Origin of the sequence: Amycolatopsis bartoniae (assembly GCF_014191255.1) — a bacterium.
In the GTDB taxonomy this organism is placed as follows: Bacteria; Actinomycetota; Actinomycetes; order Mycobacteriales; family Pseudonocardiaceae; genus Amycolatopsis_E; species Amycolatopsis_E bartoniae.
Map to the genome: position 1 here is coordinate 2431312 of NZ_JACHWH010000001.1, position 19258 is coordinate 2450569.

Below are 19258 nucleotides of genomic sequence, written 5' to 3' on the forward strand. Positions count from 1 at the left end.
GGACCTCCCCAGCCGGTCGAGCGACAGCGTAACGGGGGGTACCGACAGAAAAACCGCCCTGAACTGTGTCAGAGCGGTTCTCGTGAAAGTGGCCAGGGCCGGGGTCGAACCGGCGACCTTCCGCTTTTCAGGCGGACGCTCGTACCAACTGAGCTACCTGGCCGGAAACGCCGGCGACGTGCCAGACGCTATTGCGACCCTGACGGGACTCGAACCCGCGACCTTCGCCGTGACAGGGCGACGCGCTAACCAACTGCGCCACAGGGCCTTGCTGTACTGCGTACTCCCAACGGGATTCGAACCCGCGTTGCCGCCTTGAAAGGGCGGAGTCCTAGGCCGCTGGACGATGGGAGCTCGGCCGGTTTCGGCTGACCGACCGACCGCGCTTCCAGGTCCCCCCGGGAGCGATTACAAGCATAGGGTACGCCCGAACCCGCCTCCAACCCGGTATCCCTTAACGCCTAAAACCGGCCTTCACCTGCGAAAACAGTAGCCGCTGAGACCTCGTGACCGGCGATATCCACCCTCGCAGCAAGAAGTGGCGCCGGTCACTTTCGGCTACCGCTGGGCCGGGATCTGGCCGTCCTCGTCCGGGATCAGGCCGAGCATGTCCAACAACTGCGCGCAGTCCTCGGCGTCGAGCGCGCCCGCCGCCACCGCCAACCGCGCCCGCCGGACCTGGTCGTCGGAAACCCTCGGTGCGTCGGCCTGACCGCCCCGCTGCGAAGGGACCCCGCCGGCCGCGTCACCGCCTTCGTACCGAAGGAGGAACTGTCGCACTTCCACAGACCCGCTCATAGCTCCTCCAAAACGCTTGCCACTAGCAACTTGGCCGCGAGGCTAGCCAGAGAGATCAGGGCGCCACAGCCCCCCGCAGAGTGAACCTCGCCGTCGGAAACGCCCACGCAGAGCCACGAAGCCAGGTGAACGGGCAGCAACGGCCGGATGACGTTCCACCCGACTTTTTCGGCCTCAGCACTCGCGAACGCGGCCCCACTCATGCAACAATTGACTTGCTGACACACCCCCGGTCAGCGCCTGTGGAGATCCCCTCCGGCCCCCGCGTTCCTCCCCCTGGCGCGGGGGCCACTCCATTCCTGCTCACCGCGAAGCGGTTTCGCCGTGTCCCTTTTCCCGCCGCCCAGGTGAGACCAGCAGGAGCGCGGAGCAGTGGGAAAATTGCTGACGAGTCCCCGGTGAGCTGCGGGGATTACGCATGGCTTCACTGCGGTTGCGGCGTGTGGGTGGACGCACCCCCTGGTTGGAGTAGCGGAGCCCAAAGAACCGTGTGTCTTGGGTCACAGTCGCTAGGGTTGCGTGATCTAAACGTTATTGTGGCCGGGTGCCTCTTCCATCGTTAGGACGCCGCGGCAACACGCGGACCGATCTGAAGGCCGTCGTCCCCGGACGGCACCGGAACTCGCCGACCAAGGAGGCCGAAGGCGCGGTCGAGGACCACGAGCTCACCAGCTACCTCGCCGCCCTGGCCCCCGAGACAGCGGGCCCGGAAAGCACCGGGACCGGCAAGCGCTTCGGCGAAGCCCAGGTGTACCAGCTCCGCATGAACCTGGTCGCCAGCTCCCAGCTGCGCGACCTCGCCGAGGAGCGCGGCACCTCGCCGCAGGCGCTGGCCCGCGAATGGGTCCTCGAACGCCTGTCCTGGGAAGCCCAGTCGGCCTCCAGCCAGCGGCGCCAGTTCGCCGACCACACCGGAACCGCCAACACCGACCAGCACTTCTTCGACAAGCAGCCCTGGGCCTGATCCCCGCCCCCGGCGCCGGAACCCCCGACCGGCTACGGAAAAACCCGACCCACACAGAACAAGCCCCCGGCGGAAGACCGCCGGGGGCTTGGCACGTTCATGCAGGAAGCGTCAGATGACGCGCACCTTCTGGGCCTGCGGGCCCTTCTGGCCCTGCCCGACCTCGAACTCAACCCGCTGGTTCTCTTCGAGCGTGCGGAAACCGCGCCCATCGATCTCCGAGTAGTGCACGAACACATCGCCCTCGCCGCCGTCCTGGGCGATGAAGCCGAAGCCCTTCTCAGCGTTGAACCACTTCACAGTGCCTTGCGCCACCGCTTTACTCCTTGTTACTTCGCATCGAGCACCACCGCAGCGGCACCCGGGCCGCCCCGGGCGGTTCCAACGAGACGAGCGAAGAGCGTGTTCGGCTCATGGCTCGCGTCAGAAGTTCCGCGAGTGTGAAGCCACTAACACGCAAAACGACGGCCTAGAGGGAAGGGTACCGGGATCTGGCGAAAGCGAAAGCCCCTTCCACAGCGTTCCCGGATGTCACCGGAACGTCGCAACGGTGTGATCCGGGCAAGCCCCGGAAACCCGTTAGGCTGATCATCTGCCCGAAAGATCATCCCGCGTGACCGTGATCACCCGATCGGACGTCAACGCTGGTCGCCCGAGCGGCGTCTGTTCAGGCAAAAGGGGAGAAGGGGCAACCACCGGTGAAAGCACTCAGGAACGCACGTCGTCTGCCCGCCACACTCGTGGCGCTCGGCTTGGCCGCCACGCTCGGGCTCAGCGCCTGCACGGGGGATCCGGCGCCCAGCGCGCCGGCTCCGGCCGCCGGGGGCAGCGGGAGCGCATCCGAGGTCTCGCCGGCGAAACTCACCACCCAGCCCGCCGCGGGTGCGCAGAACGTCGCGCCCGGCGACCCGGCGAAGGTGACCGTCGCCGACGGGCAGCTGCAGTCGGTGGCCCTCACCAATCCCGACGGAAAGCAGGTGGCGGGCCAGCTCGCCGCGGACAAGCGGAGCTGGACCAGCACCGAGGCGCTCGGCTACGGCAAGACCTACACCTGGTCCGGCACCGCGACCGGAGCCGATGGCAAGACCGTTCCGCTGTCCGGGCAGTTCACCACCGTCACGCCGAAGCGGCAGGTCTCGGGCACCCTCAACGTCGGGGACGCGAAGACCTACGGCATCGCGATGCCGATCGCGCTCACGTTCAGCAGCAAGGTGACCGACAAGGCCGCCGCGGAGAAAGCGCTTACCGTCGAGACCACGCCGAAGACCGAGGGCTCGTGGGCGTGGCTGTCGGACACGCAGGTGCACTGGCGCCCCAAGGAGTACTACCAGCCGGGCACGAAGGTGACCGTCACCGCGAAGATCTACGGCGTCAAGATCGGCGACGGCGTCTACGGCAAGCAGGACGTCTCCGCGTCGTTCACGATCGGCCGCTCGCAGATCGTCAAGGGCGACACCCGGACCCACCGCATGCAGGTGATCCGCGACGGCAAGCAGATCGCCGACTACCCGGTGAGCTACGGCCTCGACTCCGACCCCGGCCGCGTCACGCACAGCGGGACGCACGTGGTGATGGAGAAGTACCCGACGTACTCGATGAGCAACCCGCGCTACAACTACACCGACGTGAACGTGCCGTGGGCGGTGCGGATCTCCAACAACGGCGAGTTCATCCACGGCCTGGCGGCATCGGTTTGGGCGCAGGGCAAGAAGAACATCTCGCACGGCTGTCTGAACCTCTCGCCGGCCCGCGCGAAGGAGTACTACGACGGCGTGCTGACGGGCGACCCCGTGGAGATCACCGGCAGCACGCAACAGCTGTCCCCGAAGGACGGCGACTACTCGGACTGGACCTACTCCTGGGCCGACTGGTCCAAGCTGTCCGCGCTGAGCGCTTGACCGGTGTTCTACGAGCGGCAGGGCCGCTCGCCGGAGGTCGTCGACCGCACCGGCGGCCGACGCCTAGAGCACGTGGCCGTCGAGGTTGTCCTCGGCAGCCTGGGGGTGCCCGATGCGTTCGGTGCGCGTCTCCTCGTCGAGGAGTGCGGGCACCGGGGTCAGCTGCTGGGTCATGTCGTCCAGCAGCCTCGCGGCCTCCGCCACGCCGGACGGGTCCCTCGGGTCGATCATGTGCCGCCCTCTCCTGCTTCTGCGGTGCCACCATCTTGCCGTGGTCGAGATCACGACTCAACGCCAGGTTGCCCTGAGATACCGGGTAGTCGGTGAACGAGGAACGAAAGGGCCGCGCCCCCACGAGGAGAGCGCGGCCCTGTTCCGGAACCCTCAGGCGGTGCGCAGCCCGTCCGCCGGAGCGGACTGCACCTCGATGCGGGCCATCGGCACGCGGGCGGTCTCCGGGATCCGCATGATCGGCACGAGCGCGATCGCGGCGGCGATCATCAGGTAGAACGCCGGCCAGTCCTCGTTGCCGGTGCCGTGGATCAGCGCCGTGACGATGACACCGCACGTGCCGCCGAAGAGCGACGTGGACACGTTGTAACCGATGGCGAACGAACCGTAGCGAACGCGCGTCGGGAACATCGCCGGGAACGTCGAGCCGATCACCGCGAGCATCAGCACCAGCAGCAGCGCGACGATGCCGAAGCCGACCACCAGCAGCGCCGTGCTGCCGCTCTGCATCAGCTTGATCGACGGGTAGCTCAGCACGATGTACCCGATGGCCGCGGTGAGCAGCAGCGGTTTCCGGCCGATCCGGTCGGACAACGCGCCCAGCGGGGCGATCAGCGCCATCTGCACCAGCTCCACGCAGATGATGATCACCGTCGACGTGTTGTCGTTGATCTTCAACGTGTCGGTGAAGTACGTCGGCATCGTGGTCAGCAGCATGTAGTCCGCGATGTTCAGCAGCAGCACGATGCCGATGAGGTTGAGGATCATCCGCCAGTTGCGGGTCAGGGTCTCCCTCAGCGGCGCCTTCTCGGCCTTCTCGCCCGCCTTCTCCAGCCGGCGGAACTCCGGCGTGTCCTCCAGCTTCGTGCGCAGGTAGAGCCCCACCAGGCCGAGCGGCAGCGCGACGAAGAACGGGATTCGCCACGCCCAGCTCGACACCTGTTCCGAGGTGAACGACAGCGTCACGGCGAGCACCACGATGTTGCCGAGCACGTACCCGGACAGCGTGCCGAACTCCAGGAAGCTGCCGAAGAAACCCCGGCGCCTGGTGGGCGCGTACTCGGCGATGAACGTCGCCGCGCCGCCGTACTCACCGCCCGTCGAGAAGCCCTGGATCAGGCGGAGCAGCAGCACCAGGATCGGGGCCCCGATGCCGATCGCGTAACCGCCCGCGTAGGTGGGCAGGCAGCCGACCAGGAAGGTGCAGCCGGACATCAGCAGGATCGTGATGGCCAGCACCTTCTGGCGGCCGATCTTGTCTCCCAGTGGGCCGAAGAACGCGCCACCGAAAGGTCGCACCACGAAGCCGATCGCGACCAGTGCGAGCGACTTCAGTACCGCGTTGCCCTCGCCGGGAAAGAAAACGGTGCCGATGGCCGTGGCAATGGCGCCCGACGTGAACACACCGTAGTCGTACCATTCCGTGGCGTTACCCATCGCGGACGCGATTACGGCCCGTCTGACGGTTCTCTGGTCGATTTCCGATTGCTGAGTCGCCGTTTCCGCCATGCGCCCCGACCTCCTCATCAGCAGTTCCGTACCAGCGGTCAAGGTTGCGACCTTAGTGGCATCCTCGTGTCAGGTAGTGATTTTCGCGCGTCTCGTGGTCCTTGTCTCTTCGAGCGCGGGTTCGCGGGGAAAATCCCGGTGCGGCGAGCTACTTTGGTCGGATGAGCGAGGCACGCAGGTCCACCCCCTGGCCGCCCGTCGAGACCGAGGCGCCGGCCCCGCACCCCGACGCGCCCCCGCCCGGCACGAAGCTCGACATGCACTACGACCAGTGCTTCGGCTGCGGCGAGGTGGAAGGCGGGCTGCACATGCGGTCCACCATGGGCGAGCACGCGTTGGTCCACTCGCAGTTCACGGTGACCGAGGCGCACCAGGGCGCGCCCGGCCTCGCCCACGGCGGGCTGCTGGCGTGCGCTTTCGACGAGGCGCTCGGCTCGACGGTCGGCAACCTGCTGCGCCGGCCCGCGGTGACGGGCAAACTGGAGACCGACTTCCTGCGCCCGGTGCCGGTCGGCTCCACGCTGTTCATCACGGCCAAGGTGGACGGTGTGGCCGGACGCAAGCTGTACGCGAGCGCCGAAGGGCGGCTGGACGCCGAGGACGGGCCGGTGGCGTTGCGGGCCCGGGCGTTGTTCGTCGAGGTGGGGTTCGAGCACTTCACGAAGCACGGGGATCCGGACGCGATGGCGAAGTTCCGGGAGACCCAGGGGCGGATCAATCCGTAGGAGAACCCGGCGCATCGCCGGGCTTTCCCGCTACGTCAACGTTCTCGGCCTGATGGCGTTCGCCTTGTCCACCAAGGCGATCCTGTCCTCCTGGGTGTGGGCCAGCCTTGCCAGGGCGCGGTAGCACCGTTCCAGCCCCAGCCGGATGTCGCGTTCGGACAGTGGGTGGCCCAGGATCCTTGCGCTGCTGCGGTGTTCCGGCGGGGCATTGCGCACCCACTCGAACGCCGCCTCCAGGACCTCCGCCGAGAGGCTCGTGCGGCGTTCCGCGTCCAGGGTCAGGCGTTCCAGCCTCGCACCCGCGTCGGCCAGGTCCGCCTCCGACACCGTGCTGTTGCCCGCCGCCCTGGTCTTGATCTTTATGGCCGCCACCTGGGCCGCCACGTAGTGCGTCGACGACGACGGCACCGACTCCAGCACCTCGATCGCGCTCGCCCGTGCGCCCTGCGCCAGGTACACGCGGGCCAGGCCGAAGGCCGCGCTCACGTAACTGCGGTCCGTGCGCCACACCAGCTCGTACAGCCTCGACGCCGCGAAATAGTCCCCGACGCCCTCGGCGCTCACCGCGAGCGCCAGCTTCGGGGCGATCTCGCCGGGCAGGTCGTCGTACACGGCCTCGAAGGCGACCTGCGCGACCCGCTGACGCCCGCCCGCCAGCTCGATCAGCCCGCGATGCCAGTCGATGCGCCAGTCGTGCGGATAACCCGCCCGGATCGCCAGGTACTGCGCGGCCTGCAGCTGCCTGTTCGCCTCCGCCAGCTCGCCCAGCTCGATGCGCGCCCGGACGATCCGCAGCCGCACCTCGATCGACTCCCTCGGCGCGCCGATCAGGGCGTCGATCGCGCCCTTCGGGTCCACCGCCGTGGTCGTGGCCAGCACACCCGCCGCCGGGTCGCTGGTGTCGACCTGCGGGATCGGCAACCCGCCCACGACGTCCTCGCCCTTCGGCAGCGCCACCGGCTGCCCCGGCTCCGGCACCACGATGTCCACGCCGAACGTGTTGGTCTCCGGACCGAACACAGTGGACACTCCGGGCCGGGCTTTTCCGGTGCCTAGCGCCATGATCTCGCGCAGCACGCCCGCCAGCTGGTCGGCCATGTCCTCGGCCGTGATGAACCGCCGGTCCGGGTCGCGGTGCGTCGCGCGCTTGAGGAACCGGTAGTACGACCCGAAGAGCTTGAACAGCGGCACCTCGTCCGGACTCGGCAGGGTGTCCTTGTACTTCGTGGTGTACCCGTTGAACTCGAAGCTCAGCACGGCGAGCGTGCGGCCCACCGTGTACAGGTCCGACGCCACCGACGCGCCGTACGTGGCCAGCTCCGGCGCGCTGTACCCGGTGGTGAAGAACAGCGGGCTGGAGTAGTCGTCGGTGCGCCGCACCGCGCCCAGGTCGATCAGCTTGAGCTGCTCGTGCGTCTGGATCACGTTGTCGGGCTTGAGGTCGCAGTACAGCAGGTTCTGGCTGTGCAGGTAGCCGAGCGCGGGCAGGATCTCCAGGCCGTACGCGATGACCTGCGCGATCGGCAGCGGCTCCGGCCGCCCCACCCTGCGGTAGTGCGCGAGCGCGAGCTGCCGCAGCGACTGGCCGCCCACGTACTCCATCACGATGTAGCCGACGGAGTGCCCGGTCTGCGGATCCGGGTGCTGCACGAAGTTGTAGATCTTGACGATGTTCGGGTGCTCGACCTCGGCCAGGAACCGCGTCTCGTTGACCGCCGCGGCCGTCGCCGTGGCGTCGCCGGCGTCGATCAGTCCTTTGAGGACGACCCAGCGGTCGTTGACGTTGTGGTCCTGCGCCAGGTAGATCCAGCCCAGACCGCCGTACGCCAGCGCGCCGAGCACCTCGTACTGCCCGCCGACGAGGTCGCCGTGGCGCAGCTTCGGCACGAACGAGTAGGGCGTGCCGCAGTTCGGGCACACGCCTTCGGGGCCGGCGTCACCGCGCCCGACCTTCGCCGAGCAGTTGCCGCAGTAGCGCTTCTCCTCCGACACCACCGGGTTGGTGAGCACGGCGGACGTCGGGTCGCGGTACGGCACCGGCGGCACCTCGACCAGGCCGAGACCGAGCCGGCCCCGCCGCGAGGAACGCCGTCCGGTGCGCCGCGACGTGCCGGGGAACGCACCCGAGCCCGTGCCGGGGCCGGTGCCCGGGCCGGAACCGGAACCGGTGTGCCTGCCGCTGGACGTCTCGGGCAGCACGCTCTCGGTGCCCGGGTCCGGCAACTGCGGGCCGGTGCCGCCGGACTCCTCCACCGGCGCCGGCGGGCGGATGCTGGTGGTCGGCGCCGGCGAGGCCAGCACGCTCGTCAGCTGCGGCTGCTGCTGCGGCTGGACCGGGCGGATGAACTGGGTCGACTCGGCCGGGGATTCGTCGAGCCGGCCGGAGATGGGCTCGTGGTCGGGCATGATCCCCTCACTGGTACGAAACGGACGGCGGGCCGGCTGGTCCGAGCACGGGCGCGATCCACGTGTCGTAGGTCTGCTGCCAGACCCCGTTGTGGCGGACGTTCTCCAGCACCGAGTTGACGAACCTGACCATGTCGTCCTCGCCCTTCGGGATGCCGACGCCGTAGTTCTCCGTGGTGAACCGGTCGCCGACGACCTCCAGGTTCGGGTCCTGCTTGGCCATGCCGGCGAGGATCACGTCGTCGGTGGAGATCGCGTCGACCTGGCCCTGCTGCAACAGCACCAGGCAGTCGGACCAGTTGTTCACCGACACCGGGGTCGGTTTCGCCGGCGCGTCCTGGATCGCGGCCAGCGAGGTGGAGCTGCGGGTGGCACACACCTTCCTGCCGCCGAGGTCGGACATGCCCGTGATGCCGGAGTTGCGGGCGGCGAGCACGCGCTGGCCCGCCTGGTAGTAGGTGGCCGAGAAGTCGACGTCCTTCAGCCGCGCGCACGTGATGCTGTAGGTGCGCACGACGATGTCGACCTTGTGGTCGCGCAGCACGCTCTCCCGCTGGGACGACGGGATCGCCGTCCACTGCACGTGCCCCTCCCACGAGCCGAAGATCGCCGACGCGATCTGCTTGACCATGTCGATGTCGAAGCCCTCTAGGTTGCCGTTGGCGGGGTTGAGGAACCCGAACAGGAACGTGGTCTGGTCCACACCGGCGATCAGCCTGCCGCGCGAGCGGATGGCGGCCATCGTCGAGCCGGACGGGATGCCCGAGCTCGGCGAGAGGCTGCGCGTGTCGCAGTTGGCCGCGCTGGACCCCGCGGCCGCCGGGTCCGCGCCGCCGACGTTCGCCGGCAGCGGTGGCTGCACGGCACCCACCGGGGCGGGGTCGACGGGCGTGCCCGCGCTGCCGCAGCCCGCGGCCAGCAACGCGACCGCCGCGCACAGGGCGGCGAGCGTCTTCCTCTTGGTCACCGGTACTCCCTCAGCCGATCGCGGATCCCGATCGTCACACCCGCGGCCGCGACCACGGACAGCACCGCCACGCCGGGCGCCAGCAGGGTCAGCGCCCGGTCGGCGCCCCGCGTGTCGTCCAGGAAGTTCTGGCGGGCCGCGTCGATGGCCGTGACCAGTGCCTGGTCGAGCTTGCCGAACGCGGTGGCGGCGCTGTCCGCCGCGCTCGTGTCGACGGCCTTGCGCACCGCGTCGGTGTAGTCGCCGCTGTCGTCCTGCGCGCGGATGTCCTTGTGCGCGGTCAGCCAGGTGTTCGCACTGGTCAGCGCGGTGTTCACCTGCTGGGCGGCCGGGCCGGTCAACAGGCCCTGCGCCTCCTTGAGCATTCCGGTGAACATGGGGGCGAGGTGCTCGTAGTCCTGCTGGTAGGCGGTGCCGTCACCGCGCGCGACGAGCGTCATCATCTCGTCCGCGCGGGCCTGCACCGCGGCGGTGCGCGCGTGGACCAGGACGTCGGCGGGGTGGCTGCCGTCCTCGCGGCCGCTGCCGACGAGCACGCTCTGCACGATCAGCGCGACCAGCCCCCACAGCAGGACGAGCACCATCGCGCCGGACGCGACGACCAGCCCGATGTTGAGCAGCCGGTTGGTCCGCCGCGTGAGGTACACCTGGGTGGCGACGAGCGCGCCGAGCACCGCGAGCAGCAGGATCGTGCTGAACCACGGGAAGCCGGCGGCGTCGTCCTGCTCCGCGTTCAGCCGGGCGGTGTCGATGTTGTAGAGGTCCGCGGCGGCGGGCAGGATCGTCGTGCGCATGAGGTTCGACGCCTCACGTAGGTAGGACGCGCCGACCGGGAAGCCCTGCAGGTTGTTCGCCCGCGCCCGCTCGATGACTCCGGTGTAGACGGGCAGGTTGCGGCTGATCACGTCCACCTTGCCGGTGGCGTCCGCGACGCCCTCGGCGTCCGAAGCGGCCTTGGCGAGCGCGGCTCCGGCGCGGGCGATGTCCAGGTCGTACCTGTTGCGCAGCTCGGCCGGTTCGGCGCCGATCACGAGGAACGCGTTGGCCGACGTGGCGTCCGCGTCGGACAGCGAGCGGTACACCTCCTGCGACGCGGCCGTCAGCGGCTCGCGGTGGTCGATCAGGTCATTGATCGTGTCCTTCTTGCCCAGCGCGGCGAACGTGCCGACGAGCCCGAAGACCAGGACCAGCACCACCAGCCCCACGCCGATCACGGTGAGCCGCCCCGGGCTGGTGCGCACGGAGCGCATCAGCCCGCGCGCGGCGGCGACGGGCAGGTCGAGCAGTCCGGCGAAGCCGCCGCGTTCGGCCGACGGCGATCCGGGCGCGGGAGGTTCCGGTACGGGCCCGCTCGGCGCCCCCGGCCGCACCGCGGTACTCGTCATCAAAATCCACCCCTCGCCCGGTGACCCACGCGCATGAAGGTATCCGAGTGGCCGAAGCGTCCACCATCGAGTCCGGGCGGCGCCCGGGATTTCCGCCGACGTTATGGGAACGTGTCTTGGCGTTGGCCTCGGCGAGCCGGAAGCACCCGGATGACACGGGCACAAAGAAGCCCCCGCCTCGCGAGGAGGCGGGGGCTCACTTCGAAGCCTGTGTCAGATGAGGCTGACCGAGGTGGCCTGCGGGCCCTTCTGGCCCTGGCCGATCTCGAACTCGACGCGCGCGTTCTCCTCGAGGCTACGGAAACCGTTGCCCTGGATCTCCGAGTAGTGCACGAACACGTCGCCGCCACCGTTGTCGGGGGTGATGAAGCCGAACCCCTTCTCGGAGTTGAACCACTTCACAGTGCCCTGAACCATAAAAAATTTCTCCAAATACAGCAAACAAGCGAAGCACCGCTGCGGTGCTCCGGGTCAATGCGAGGCGGTTTGCTCTCCCGAGAGGGAAACCACTACGCCCGCTAAGTCTTGCGAGCGTGGGCTAACACGAACACAAAAGCTTGAGACCACGACCAGTTAATCACAGATCTGGCTCGAGCGCCAGTCTGTGTAGCCGCTGGGGCGTCGGCCAGCGGACCTGCGAGGCCCAGCCGAGCTTCTCGAAGATCCAAATCAGCCGTGCCGTGATGTCGATCTGCCCACGTTGGACGCCGTGCCGGGCGCACGTCGGGTCGGCGTGGTGCAGGTTGTGCCACGCCTCCCCGAAGGAGAAGATCGCCAGCGGCCAGAAGTTCGCCGCCTTGTCGCGACTGGCGAACGGTCGTTCGCCGATCATGTGGCAGATCGAGTTGACCGACCACGTCACGTGGTGCAGCAGCGCGACCCGGACGAAACCGGCCCAGAAGAAGGCAGTGAACCCACCCCACACCGACCAGGTGATGAGGCCGCCCGCGATCGCCGGCAGCAGGAACGTCGCGGCCACCCAGACGGGGAACAGCCGATCGACCGTTCGGATGTCGCGGTCGGCGAGCAGGTCGGGAGCGAACCGCTCGGCGTTGGTCACGTCCCGCTTGAACAGCCACCCCATGTGCGCGTGCCAGAAGCCCTTCGCCAGCGCGCTCGCTCCGGTGCCGAACAGCCAAGGTGAGTGCGGGTCGCCCGCCCGGTCGGAGAACGCGTGGTGCCGCCGGTGGTCGGCGACCCACGTGATGGCGGGGCCCTGCGCGGACAGGTTGCCCGCGATGGCCAGAGCGATCCGCAGTGGACGCCGCGCCTTGAACGAGCCGTGCGTGAAGTGGCGGTGGTACCCGGCGGTCACGCCGAGCCCGGACACCACGAAGAAGAACGCCCCGAGGCCGATGTCGAGCCAGCTCAGCCCCCAGCCCCAGGCGAACGGCACCGCCGCGGCCAGTGCGACCAGCGGCAGCAGGACGAACACCGTCACCAGGACGTGCTCGGGCATCGAGCGCAAGCCGGAAAGGATGGGTTTCGGTTTACGGACAGGGGTTTCCGTCACCATACAGCAATACCAATTTCAGAATTCGAGGAATACCAAGGAATTCCGACGGTACGCGAGTTCACGGCAAAACGCGAGGGAGCGGCGGGGCCGGCACACACGGATCCCACAACCGGGTCAGGTGGAACGGTCGGCCCGGAACAGCGCGCTGAGCCGGACGTCGGGGTCGATGACATCGGGATCGGTGCGCACGTCCAGCAGGCTCGGCCGCTGGTGCCGCAACGCCCGCGCGAGCGTCGGTTCCAGCTGTTCGGGTGACTCGATGGTGTAGCCGACAGCACCGAGTGACCGGGCCCAGGCCGCGAAGTCCACGTGCTCCAGCGCGACGCCGGACAGCCTGCCGTGCGCCCGGGCCTGGTGCATCGCCAGCTCGCCGTACAGCCCGTTCTGGCTCACCACGATGATCACCGCCGCCCGGTAGCGCACCGCGGTCTCCAGCTCCTGCCCCGTGCTCAGCAGGCCGCCGTCCCCGGTCATCGCGACCACGCACCGCTTCGGCTCGGTGAGCTTCGCGGCCACCGCCGCGGGCACGGCGTAGCCCGTTCCCCGGTCGGCCGGGCCGAGCTGCGTGTGCGGCGCGGTGAAGCACCAGTAGCGGTGCACGAACCCGGCGAACTTGCTGGAGTCGCTGGTCACGATCGTGTCCTCGGGCACGGTCTTGCGCACCGCCCGCACCACCTCGGCCGGGTGCACGTACGCGCTGTCACGCGTGTCCGGCGGGGTCATGAACGTGTGCGTGGCCGCGTTGGCGGCCGAGCTGCGGCGCGTCCGCGGGATGGCGACGGCGCTCAGCTCCCGCAGGAACGGGCCGATCTCGCACTCGATCCGGAAGGTCAGCCCACGCCGGCGCGTCGGCGTCAGCCCGGTGCCGATCACCACGAGGGTCTGGCCCGGCAAGGGGTAGCGGAAGTTCTGCGTGGTGACCTCGTCCAGCCGCGTGCCGATCGCGAGCACCAGGTCGGCGCGGTCGAGCGCGTCGAGCTGGCGGGCGGGGATGCCGAGCCCGAGATGCCCGGCGTAACGCGCGTGGTTCTCCGGGAACGCGTCCTGCCTGCGGAACGCGTTGTAGACCGACAGGCCCAGCTGCTCGGCCACGGCGACCAGCTCGTCCCGCGCCGCGCGGACGCCGGCTCCGGCGATCACCACCGGATACCGGGCGTCGGCGACCAACCCGGCGACCTCGTCCGCGGAGCGCAACAGCGCACCCGTGCGGTCGGGTTGTACGGGGATCTGGGGCACCGGGCCGCCGTAGGGCGCGATCCAGAAGTCGTCCGGCACCGCGAGCACGGCGGGCCCCCGGCGACCGCGCTGGACCTCGCCCAGCGCCTCCGCGAGCAACCCGGGCACCTCGGCGGCGACCTCGGCGCGGGCGCTCCACTTCACGAACGGGCGGAACAGTTCGAGCGGGTCGAAGTCGTCGGCGTCGTCACCGGTCAGGTTCACCGACGGCCGGTCGGCCAGCAGCACGACCAGCGGGGACTCGTCCTGCGCGGCGTTCCGCACGCCGGAGAGCAGGTGCACCACGCCCGCGCCCCGCGCGCCGAGCAGCACCGCGGGTATCTCGCGGAGCTTGCCCTCGGCCTCGGCCATGAACGCGGCCGCGGTCTCCTGCCTGGCGTTGACCAGGGTCAGCGGGGACTCGAACTGCAGTACGTCGAGCAGGTCGAGGAACGAGTCGGCGGGCACGGTGTACGCGCGCTGTACCCCCGCGTCGCTCAGCACCCGGACCGCCATCCGCGCCACGGTCCACCCTTGTTGATACGTGATGGATCAAGGTAATCAGCGTTCATTAACCCGGTCAAGTGAGGGCAAGGGCGTTCCGATCACCTCTGAGTAGAACCCCAGCAGGGCTTAGAGTCGTGCTGTGCCGAACGAGACCGTCTTCACCTACGGGGCACCCGCGCTGAAGTACGGCGCCGGTGCCTGCGAAGAGATCGGGTACGACCTCACCCAGGCCGGCGCGCGCCGGGTCCTCGTGCTCACCGACCCGGGGGTCGCCGCCACCGGCTGGCCCGCCCGCATCGCCGAGGGCCTCCAGGGGTACGGCCTGCACGCGGAGGTCTTCGACGGGGTGCACGTCGAGCCCACCGACGTCAGCATGGCCAAGGCCGTCGACCACGCGCGCGGCACGGGGCCGTGGGACGCGTTCGTCGCCGTCGGCGGCGGGTCGACCATCGACACCGCGAAGGCGGTCAACCTGCTGACCAGCAACGAGGGCGAGTTGATGGACTACGTCAACCCGCCCGTCGGCGGCGGCCGCGCCCCGAGCGCGCCGCTGAAGCCACTGGTCGCGGTGCCCACCACCACCGGCACCGGTTCGGAGAGCACCACGGTGTGCGTGCTCGACGTGCTGTCGCTCAAGGTCAAGACCGGCATCAGCCACCTGCGGCTGCGCCCGACGCTCGCGGTCGTCGACCCGCGGCTGACCGCGAGCCAGCCGTCGCTGGTCACCGCGGCCAGCGGGATGGACATCCTGTGCCACGCCGCGGAGAGCTACACGGCCAAGGCGTACACCGACTTCGAGCGCAAGAAGCCCGAGGAGCGCGTGCCGTACTGCGGCGCGAACCCGATCGCCGACATGTTCGCCGAGCGCGCGCTCGTGCTGCTGCGCGACTCGCTGCCCGCGGCCGTGGCGAACGGCGAGGACCTGCACGCACGGGAGAACCTGTCGCTCGCGGCGACCTTCGCCGGGATGGGGTTCGGCAACGCCGGCGTGCACATCCCGCACGCCAACGCGTACCCGATCGCCGGGCAGGTGCGCGACTTCGTGCCCGACGGCTACCCGCCGGAGGAGCCGCTGGTGCCGCACGGCATGGCGGTGTCGCTCACCGCGCCCGAGGCGTTCCGGTTCACGTTCGACGCCGCCCCGGAGCGGCACCTGAAGGTCGCGCAGCTGCTCGGACCCGAGGTCGAGCGCCCGCACGACGACGCGGACTACCTGCCCACCGTGTTGCGGCGGCTGATGGAGCGCATCGGCATTCCGAACGGGATCGGCGCCGTCGGGTACTCGGAGTCCGATGTGGACTCCCTCGTCGAGGGCACGGTCAAGCAGCAACGGCTGCTCGCCACCGCGCCGCGCACGCCCACCGAGGACGACCTCGCCGGCATCCTGCGCCGCTCGGTGAGCCTGTGGTGAACGAGTACGCGCACTGGCAGCGGGTGCCGACCCGCTGGAAGGACAACGACGTCTACGGGCACGTCAACAACGTCGTGCACTACTCGCTGATGGACACGGTGATCAACACGTGGCTCATCGAGCGCGGCGGGCTGGACGTCGAGACGAGCCCGGTGATCGGCCTGTGCGTCGAGTCGCACTGCAACTACCACGCGTCGGTCGCGTTCCCCGACGTCCTGTCGGTGGGCCTGCGCGTCGGGCACCTGGGCACGTCGAGCGTGCGGTACGAGATCGGCATCCGCCACGGGGAAACGCTCGTCGCGGAGGGGCACTTCGTGCACGTGTTCGTCGACCGGGAGACCCGGCGTCCGGTGCCGGTCGAGGGGAAGCTGCGGGACTGCCTGGAAGCGCTCAGGCCGCCACCGGATCCGTCCACGCCCGCATGAGCGCGGCGTAGCGGGGCGAGGCGGCGAGCAGGTCGTCGTGGCGGCCCAGCAGGGTCGCCTGGCCGTCCATGACCAGCACCCGGTCGGCGCGCAGGGCCGACGAGAGCCGATGCGCGATCACCACCAGCACGCCGCCCCGCTCGGCGAAGGCGCGTTCCGCGCGGGCCTCGGCCGCGGCGTCGAGGCTCGACGCCGCCTCGTCGAGGATCACCACCCGCGCGGGGCTCGCGTACACGCGGGCCAGCGCGAGGAGCTGCGCCTCACCCGCGGACGTGGCACCGAGTTCGGCGTCCAGACCGCCGAGTCGCGTCACCACGTCCTCCGCGCCCACGGCGGACACCGCGGCGAGCAGCTCGTCGTCGGTGCTGCCGGGCGCGAACAGGGCCAGGTTCTCCCGCACGGTGCCGGCGAACAGGTACGTCTCCTGCGGTACCAGGGCCACCAGCCGGTGCAGCGCCGCGGGCCGCAGTTCGCCGACCGGGACACCGCCGACCAGGACCTCGCCCGACTGCGGCCGCACCATCCCGGTCAGCAACGCCGCGAGTGTCGACTTGCCGATACCGCTCGGGCCGACGACCGCGAGGTGGTCGCCGGGCACCAGTCGCAGGTCCAGGTCCCGCACGATCGGCTCGGCGTTCGCGCCCCAGCCGAAGGTCAGGGCGCGGGCTTCCACGGTCGCGTCGACGGGTTCCCGCTCACCACCGCGCGGCGGCGGCAGCACCGTCGTCTCGGCGACCCGGCGCAGGGCCACGAGCAGCCGCAACATGACGCTGCTCGACGTGGCGCCGAGGTTGTGCACGGCGGGCTGCAGGCTGGTGGCGAGGTACACCAGCGAGCCCAGGGCCGCACCGGCGCTGAGCCGGCCGGACGCGACGAGCCCTGGCCCGGCGGCGAGGGCGAACAGCAGCGGGAGGAAGCCGCCGAGCGCGATCACCGCGGTGCGGGCGGCGCTCATCCTGGCCAGCCGCATCGCAGAGCGGGCTTGGTGGCCGATCGCGTCGTGCAGGTCCCGCCCGACCTCGGCCTCCGCCCCGCACGCGACCACGTCCCGCATGCCGGCCAGCGCGGTGCCTGCCCGCTCGGCGGTGGTCTCGTCGGCGAGGGTCACCGCGCGCTGGCGGCGGGCGAGCGCGGGCAGCAGGCAGGCGAACAGGAGCAGCGAGCCGCCGACCGGCGCGGCGACGACCCACGCGAGCGGCCCGGCGACCGTGAACAGGCCGATCAACGCGCCGCCCGTGGTCACCAGCATCGCGCGTGCCTGCACCAGCAGGCCCGCGGTCGCGTCCCGGATCACCTCGATGTGCTGGGTGATGCGGGCGACCGCCCCGGCGTCGAAACCGTTGCGGCGCGGCGGGTTGTGCAGCACCCCGCGCACGACGGCGGTGACCAGCGCGTCGCGCACGGGTTCGACGAGCGTGCCCAGCTGCCGCCACACCACGCGCGAACCCAGCGCGCCGAACAGGGCCAGCGCACCGAAGACGAGCAGCCACACGACGCCGCGCGCCGGGCGTCCCGCACCGAACCCGTCGTCCATCGCCTGTTGCACCAGCCGTCCGGAGCTGAACGCGGGCAGCCCCTCGGCGACCGAGCACACAGCGAGCACCAGGCCGCCCCGCCACTGCGCGCCCAGCGCACGCCAGTACAGCTTCACGCCGCCTCCTCGGTGAACACGGCGCGGTACGCGGGCTCCCGCCACAGCACGTCGTGCCGGTCCGCCTCCCGGATCCGGCCGTTTTCCAGCCAGAGCACCAGATCCGCCCGCGCCGCGGTCGCCGCGCGACGGGTCACCACGATCCTCGTGCTGCCGGACTCCTGGACCGCACTGTCCACAAGCGACTCCGTGACGGTGTCCAGGCTCGCGGTGGCGTCGTCGAGCACCAGCACGCGCGGGCGGCGGACGAACGCGCGGGCGAGCCCGAGCCGCTGCGCCTCCCCACCGGACAGCGGCGCCTCGGCGAGCGGGGTCTCGTACCCGTCGGGCAGACGGACGACGAGGTCGTGCACCTGCGCCTGCCGGCAAGCGGCCCGCACGGCGCGCCGGGGCGCCGACGTGCCGAACGCGACGGCGTCGGCGACGGTGGCACCGATCAGAGCCGGACGTTCGAACGCGTAACCGACCAGTGCCCGCGCGTTCGAGATCTCCCCGACCGGACGGCCGTCGAGGCGGACGTCGCCGGGCGCCAGTCCGCCGAGCCGGGCGGCCAAAGTGGACTTTCCCGCCCCCGAGCGGCCGACGACGGCGACCAGGCTCCCGCCGGGGATGCGCAGTCCGTCGAATTCGAGCACGCCGTCCCCCTCCGGCGCGTCGAGGACACCGGGCTCCGGCGCGGGCGCGTCGAGCACCTCGGCGATCCGCCGCGCGCAGGAGCGCGCGCGGGAAAGCGTGGTCAGCAACGGAATCTGGCGCACGAGGCTCATGCCCAGCGTGACGTAACCGAGCGCGGCGAGCACCTGTCCGATCGTCAGCCGCCCGGCGAGGACGCCGAACCCGGCGGCGATCAGCACGGCCAGCTCCACCGCGGGCAGCAGCAGGGCCGCGCGCCACACCATCCGGGCCTGCGTCCGCCACATCCCGCGCCCGGCCGCGGCCAGCTCCGGCAGCGGCCGCAGCACGCGGTCGGCCTCCCGGTCGGCGGTGCCCGACGCGGCGATCGTGCGCAGCCCGCGGACGGCGTCCAGCAGCCGCGCCGACAGCCTGCCGGAGACCTGCTGGTAGGTGAGGACGTCGTCGGCGGTGTGCCGCAGGTGTGCGCGGGCGGTGAGCAGCGCCAGCGGCACGCTGCCGAGGAACACGAGCGCGAGCCGCCAGTCCAGCAGCCCGAGCAGCACCACCGCGCCGGTGCTGAGCACGACCGAGGAGCCCAGCTGCACGACGATCGAGACGATCGCGCCGGCGCTGTAGCAGTCGCCGGTGAGCCGGCTCAGCGCGTCGCCCTCGTCGAACGGCGAGCGCAGGCCCAGCGCGAGCAGCCGGTCCGCGAGCTTCCGACGCAGCCACGCCGTCGACGTGCTGGTCACGCTGGTGGTCAGGACCCCGCCGAGCACCTCGGCGAGGATTCCGGTCACGCCCAGAGCCAGCACGGCGACGACCGGCAGCAGGCTCGCGCGGCCCGAGACGGCGGCGTCCACCGCCTGCGCCAGTGCCGACGGCAGCAGGAGCCCGGCCGCGGTGGCCACGGCGGTGACGACCACGATGAACAGGGCGCGGACCCACACGAGCCGGGTCGCCGTGACCAGCAGCGGATCGCCCGTCATGTGGAACCTCCTTGCCCTACCCGGGCCGGACGCGGTAGGCACGAGT

At 70.4% G+C, this 19258-nt stretch carries 17 protein-coding genes and 3 tRNA genes; 5 read left to right on the forward strand and 15 right to left on the reverse strand.

The window, feature by feature from the left end; genetic code table 11:
- Window positions 1-89: 89 nt before the first annotated feature.
- From FHX82_RS11475 to FHX82_RS11490, 4 genes are all read right to left on the reverse strand, one after another.
- Window positions 90-163: transfer RNA gene (locus FHX82_RS11475), tRNA-Phe, on the reverse strand.
- Window positions 164-194: 31 nt separating this feature from the next.
- Window positions 195-268 (reverse strand) — tRNA-Asp (locus FHX82_RS11480).
- Window positions 269-281: 13 nt separating this feature from the next.
- Window positions 282-354 (reverse strand) — tRNA-Glu (locus tag FHX82_RS11485).
- Window positions 355-558: 204 nt separating this feature from the next.
- Window positions 559-798, reverse strand: a complete 240-nt coding sequence (locus FHX82_RS11490) for a hypothetical protein (protein ID WP_145935955.1) — start codon at window positions 796-798, stop codon at window positions 559-561.
- A 544-nt stretch (window positions 799-1342) separates the two neighbouring features.
- On the opposite strand from FHX82_RS11490, the gene FHX82_RS11495 reads away from it, so the two are divergent.
- Window positions 1343-1762 carry a hypothetical protein gene (locus tag FHX82_RS11495; RefSeq protein ID WP_145935954.1) on the forward strand — a complete coding sequence of 140 codons (420 nt, stop codon included), beginning with the start codon at window positions 1343-1345 and terminating at the stop codon, window positions 1760-1762.
- A 111-nt stretch (window positions 1763-1873) separates the two neighbouring features.
- Here the strand turns inward: FHX82_RS11495 and FHX82_RS11500 are convergent, their stop codons facing one another.
- A complete protein-coding gene (locus FHX82_RS11500) occupies window positions 1874-2077 on the reverse strand; it encodes a cold-shock protein (RefSeq protein WP_027941311.1) in 204 nt (67 codons plus the stop codon).
- Between the two features lie 383 nt (window positions 2078-2460).
- Between FHX82_RS11500 and FHX82_RS11505 the strand changes: the two genes are divergently transcribed.
- Window positions 2461-3660 carry a L,D-transpeptidase gene (locus tag FHX82_RS11505; RefSeq protein WP_183176557.1) on the forward strand — a complete coding sequence of 400 codons (1200 nt, stop codon included), beginning with the start codon at window positions 2461-2463 and terminating at the stop codon, window positions 3658-3660.
- A 63-nt stretch (window positions 3661-3723) separates the two neighbouring features.
- Here the strand turns inward: FHX82_RS11505 and FHX82_RS11510 are convergent, their stop codons facing one another.
- Together FHX82_RS11510 and FHX82_RS11515 are read right to left on the reverse strand one after the other, a co-directional pair.
- Complete coding sequence (locus FHX82_RS11510) at window positions 3724-3891, reverse strand: hypothetical protein (RefSeq protein WP_183176600.1); 168 nt, start codon at window positions 3889-3891, stop codon at window positions 3724-3726.
- A gap of 153 nt (window positions 3892-4044) precedes the next feature.
- Window positions 4045-5400 (reverse strand): MFS transporter, encoded by a 1356-nt coding sequence (locus tag FHX82_RS11515; protein ID WP_183176558.1) that lies wholly within the window; start codon window positions 5398-5400, stop codon window positions 4045-4047.
- A gap of 161 nt (window positions 5401-5561) precedes the next feature.
- Between FHX82_RS11515 and FHX82_RS11520 the strand changes: the two genes are divergently transcribed.
- Entirely contained in the window at window positions 5562-6125 is a 564-nt protein-coding gene (locus tag FHX82_RS11520; RefSeq protein WP_145935953.1) for a PaaI family thioesterase, read from the forward strand.
- Window positions 6126-6155: 30 nt separating this feature from the next.
- On the opposite strand, the gene FHX82_RS11525 is transcribed toward FHX82_RS11520, so the two are convergent.
- From FHX82_RS11525 to FHX82_RS11550, 6 genes are all read right to left on the reverse strand, one after another.
- Complete coding sequence (locus FHX82_RS11525; protein WP_145935952.1) at window positions 6156-8531, reverse strand: serine/threonine-protein kinase; 2376 nt, start codon at window positions 8529-8531, stop codon at window positions 6156-6158.
- A 7-nt stretch (window positions 8532-8538) separates the two neighbouring features.
- The gene (locus FHX82_RS11530; protein ID WP_229880735.1) at window positions 8539-9498 is read right to left on the reverse strand and encodes a glutamate ABC transporter substrate-binding protein; all 960 of its coding nucleotides are present in this window, start codon (window positions 9496-9498) and stop codon (window positions 8539-8541) included.
- Window positions 9495-10883, reverse strand: coding sequence for a GlnX family signal transduction membrane protein (locus FHX82_RS11535; RefSeq protein ID WP_145935951.1), 1389 nt, complete (start codon window positions 10881-10883; stop codon window positions 9495-9497). The genes FHX82_RS11530 and FHX82_RS11535 overlap by 4 nt, the downstream gene beginning before the upstream one ends.
- A gap of 213 nt (window positions 10884-11096) precedes the next feature.
- On the reverse strand, window positions 11097-11300 hold the full coding sequence (locus FHX82_RS11540) for a cold-shock protein (RefSeq protein WP_145935950.1): 204 nt from the start codon (window positions 11298-11300) through the stop codon (window positions 11097-11099).
- Between the two features lie 160 nt (window positions 11301-11460).
- Window positions 11461-12342, reverse strand: a complete 882-nt coding sequence (locus tag FHX82_RS11545) for an acyl-CoA desaturase (protein WP_145935968.1) — start codon at window positions 12340-12342, stop codon at window positions 11461-11463.
- A 171-nt stretch (window positions 12343-12513) separates the two neighbouring features.
- Window positions 12514-14130 (reverse strand): thiamine pyrophosphate-binding protein, encoded by a 1617-nt coding sequence (locus FHX82_RS11550; protein ID WP_145935949.1) that lies wholly within the window; start codon window positions 14128-14130, stop codon window positions 12514-12516.
- Window positions 14131-14260: 130 nt separating this feature from the next.
- Here FHX82_RS11550 and FHX82_RS11555 point away from each other — a divergent pair, with 130 nt between their 5' ends.
- On the forward strand, window positions 14261-15532 hold the full coding sequence (locus tag FHX82_RS11555) for a hydroxyacid-oxoacid transhydrogenase (RefSeq protein ID WP_229880737.1): 1272 nt from the start codon (window positions 14261-14263) through the stop codon (window positions 15530-15532).
- A complete protein-coding gene (locus FHX82_RS11560; RefSeq protein ID WP_145935948.1) occupies window positions 15526-15957 on the forward strand; it encodes an acyl-CoA thioesterase in 432 nt (143 codons plus the stop codon). Before FHX82_RS11555 ends, FHX82_RS11560 begins: the two co-directional genes overlap by 7 nt.
- On the opposite strand, the gene FHX82_RS11565 is transcribed toward FHX82_RS11560, so the two are convergent.
- Window positions 15923-17608: an ABC transporter ATP-binding protein gene (locus FHX82_RS11565; RefSeq protein ID WP_145935947.1), complete on the reverse strand. Its 1686-nt coding sequence runs from the start codon at window positions 17606-17608 to the stop codon at window positions 15923-15925. The genes FHX82_RS11560 and FHX82_RS11565 overlap by 35 nt on opposite strands.
- The gene (locus tag FHX82_RS11570) at window positions 17605-19212 is read right to left on the reverse strand and encodes an ABC transporter ATP-binding protein (RefSeq protein WP_145935946.1); all 1608 of its coding nucleotides are present in this window, start codon (window positions 19210-19212) and stop codon (window positions 17605-17607) included. Before FHX82_RS11570 ends, FHX82_RS11565 begins: the two co-directional genes overlap by 4 nt.
- Between the last annotated feature and the right edge of the window lie 46 nt (window positions 19213-19258).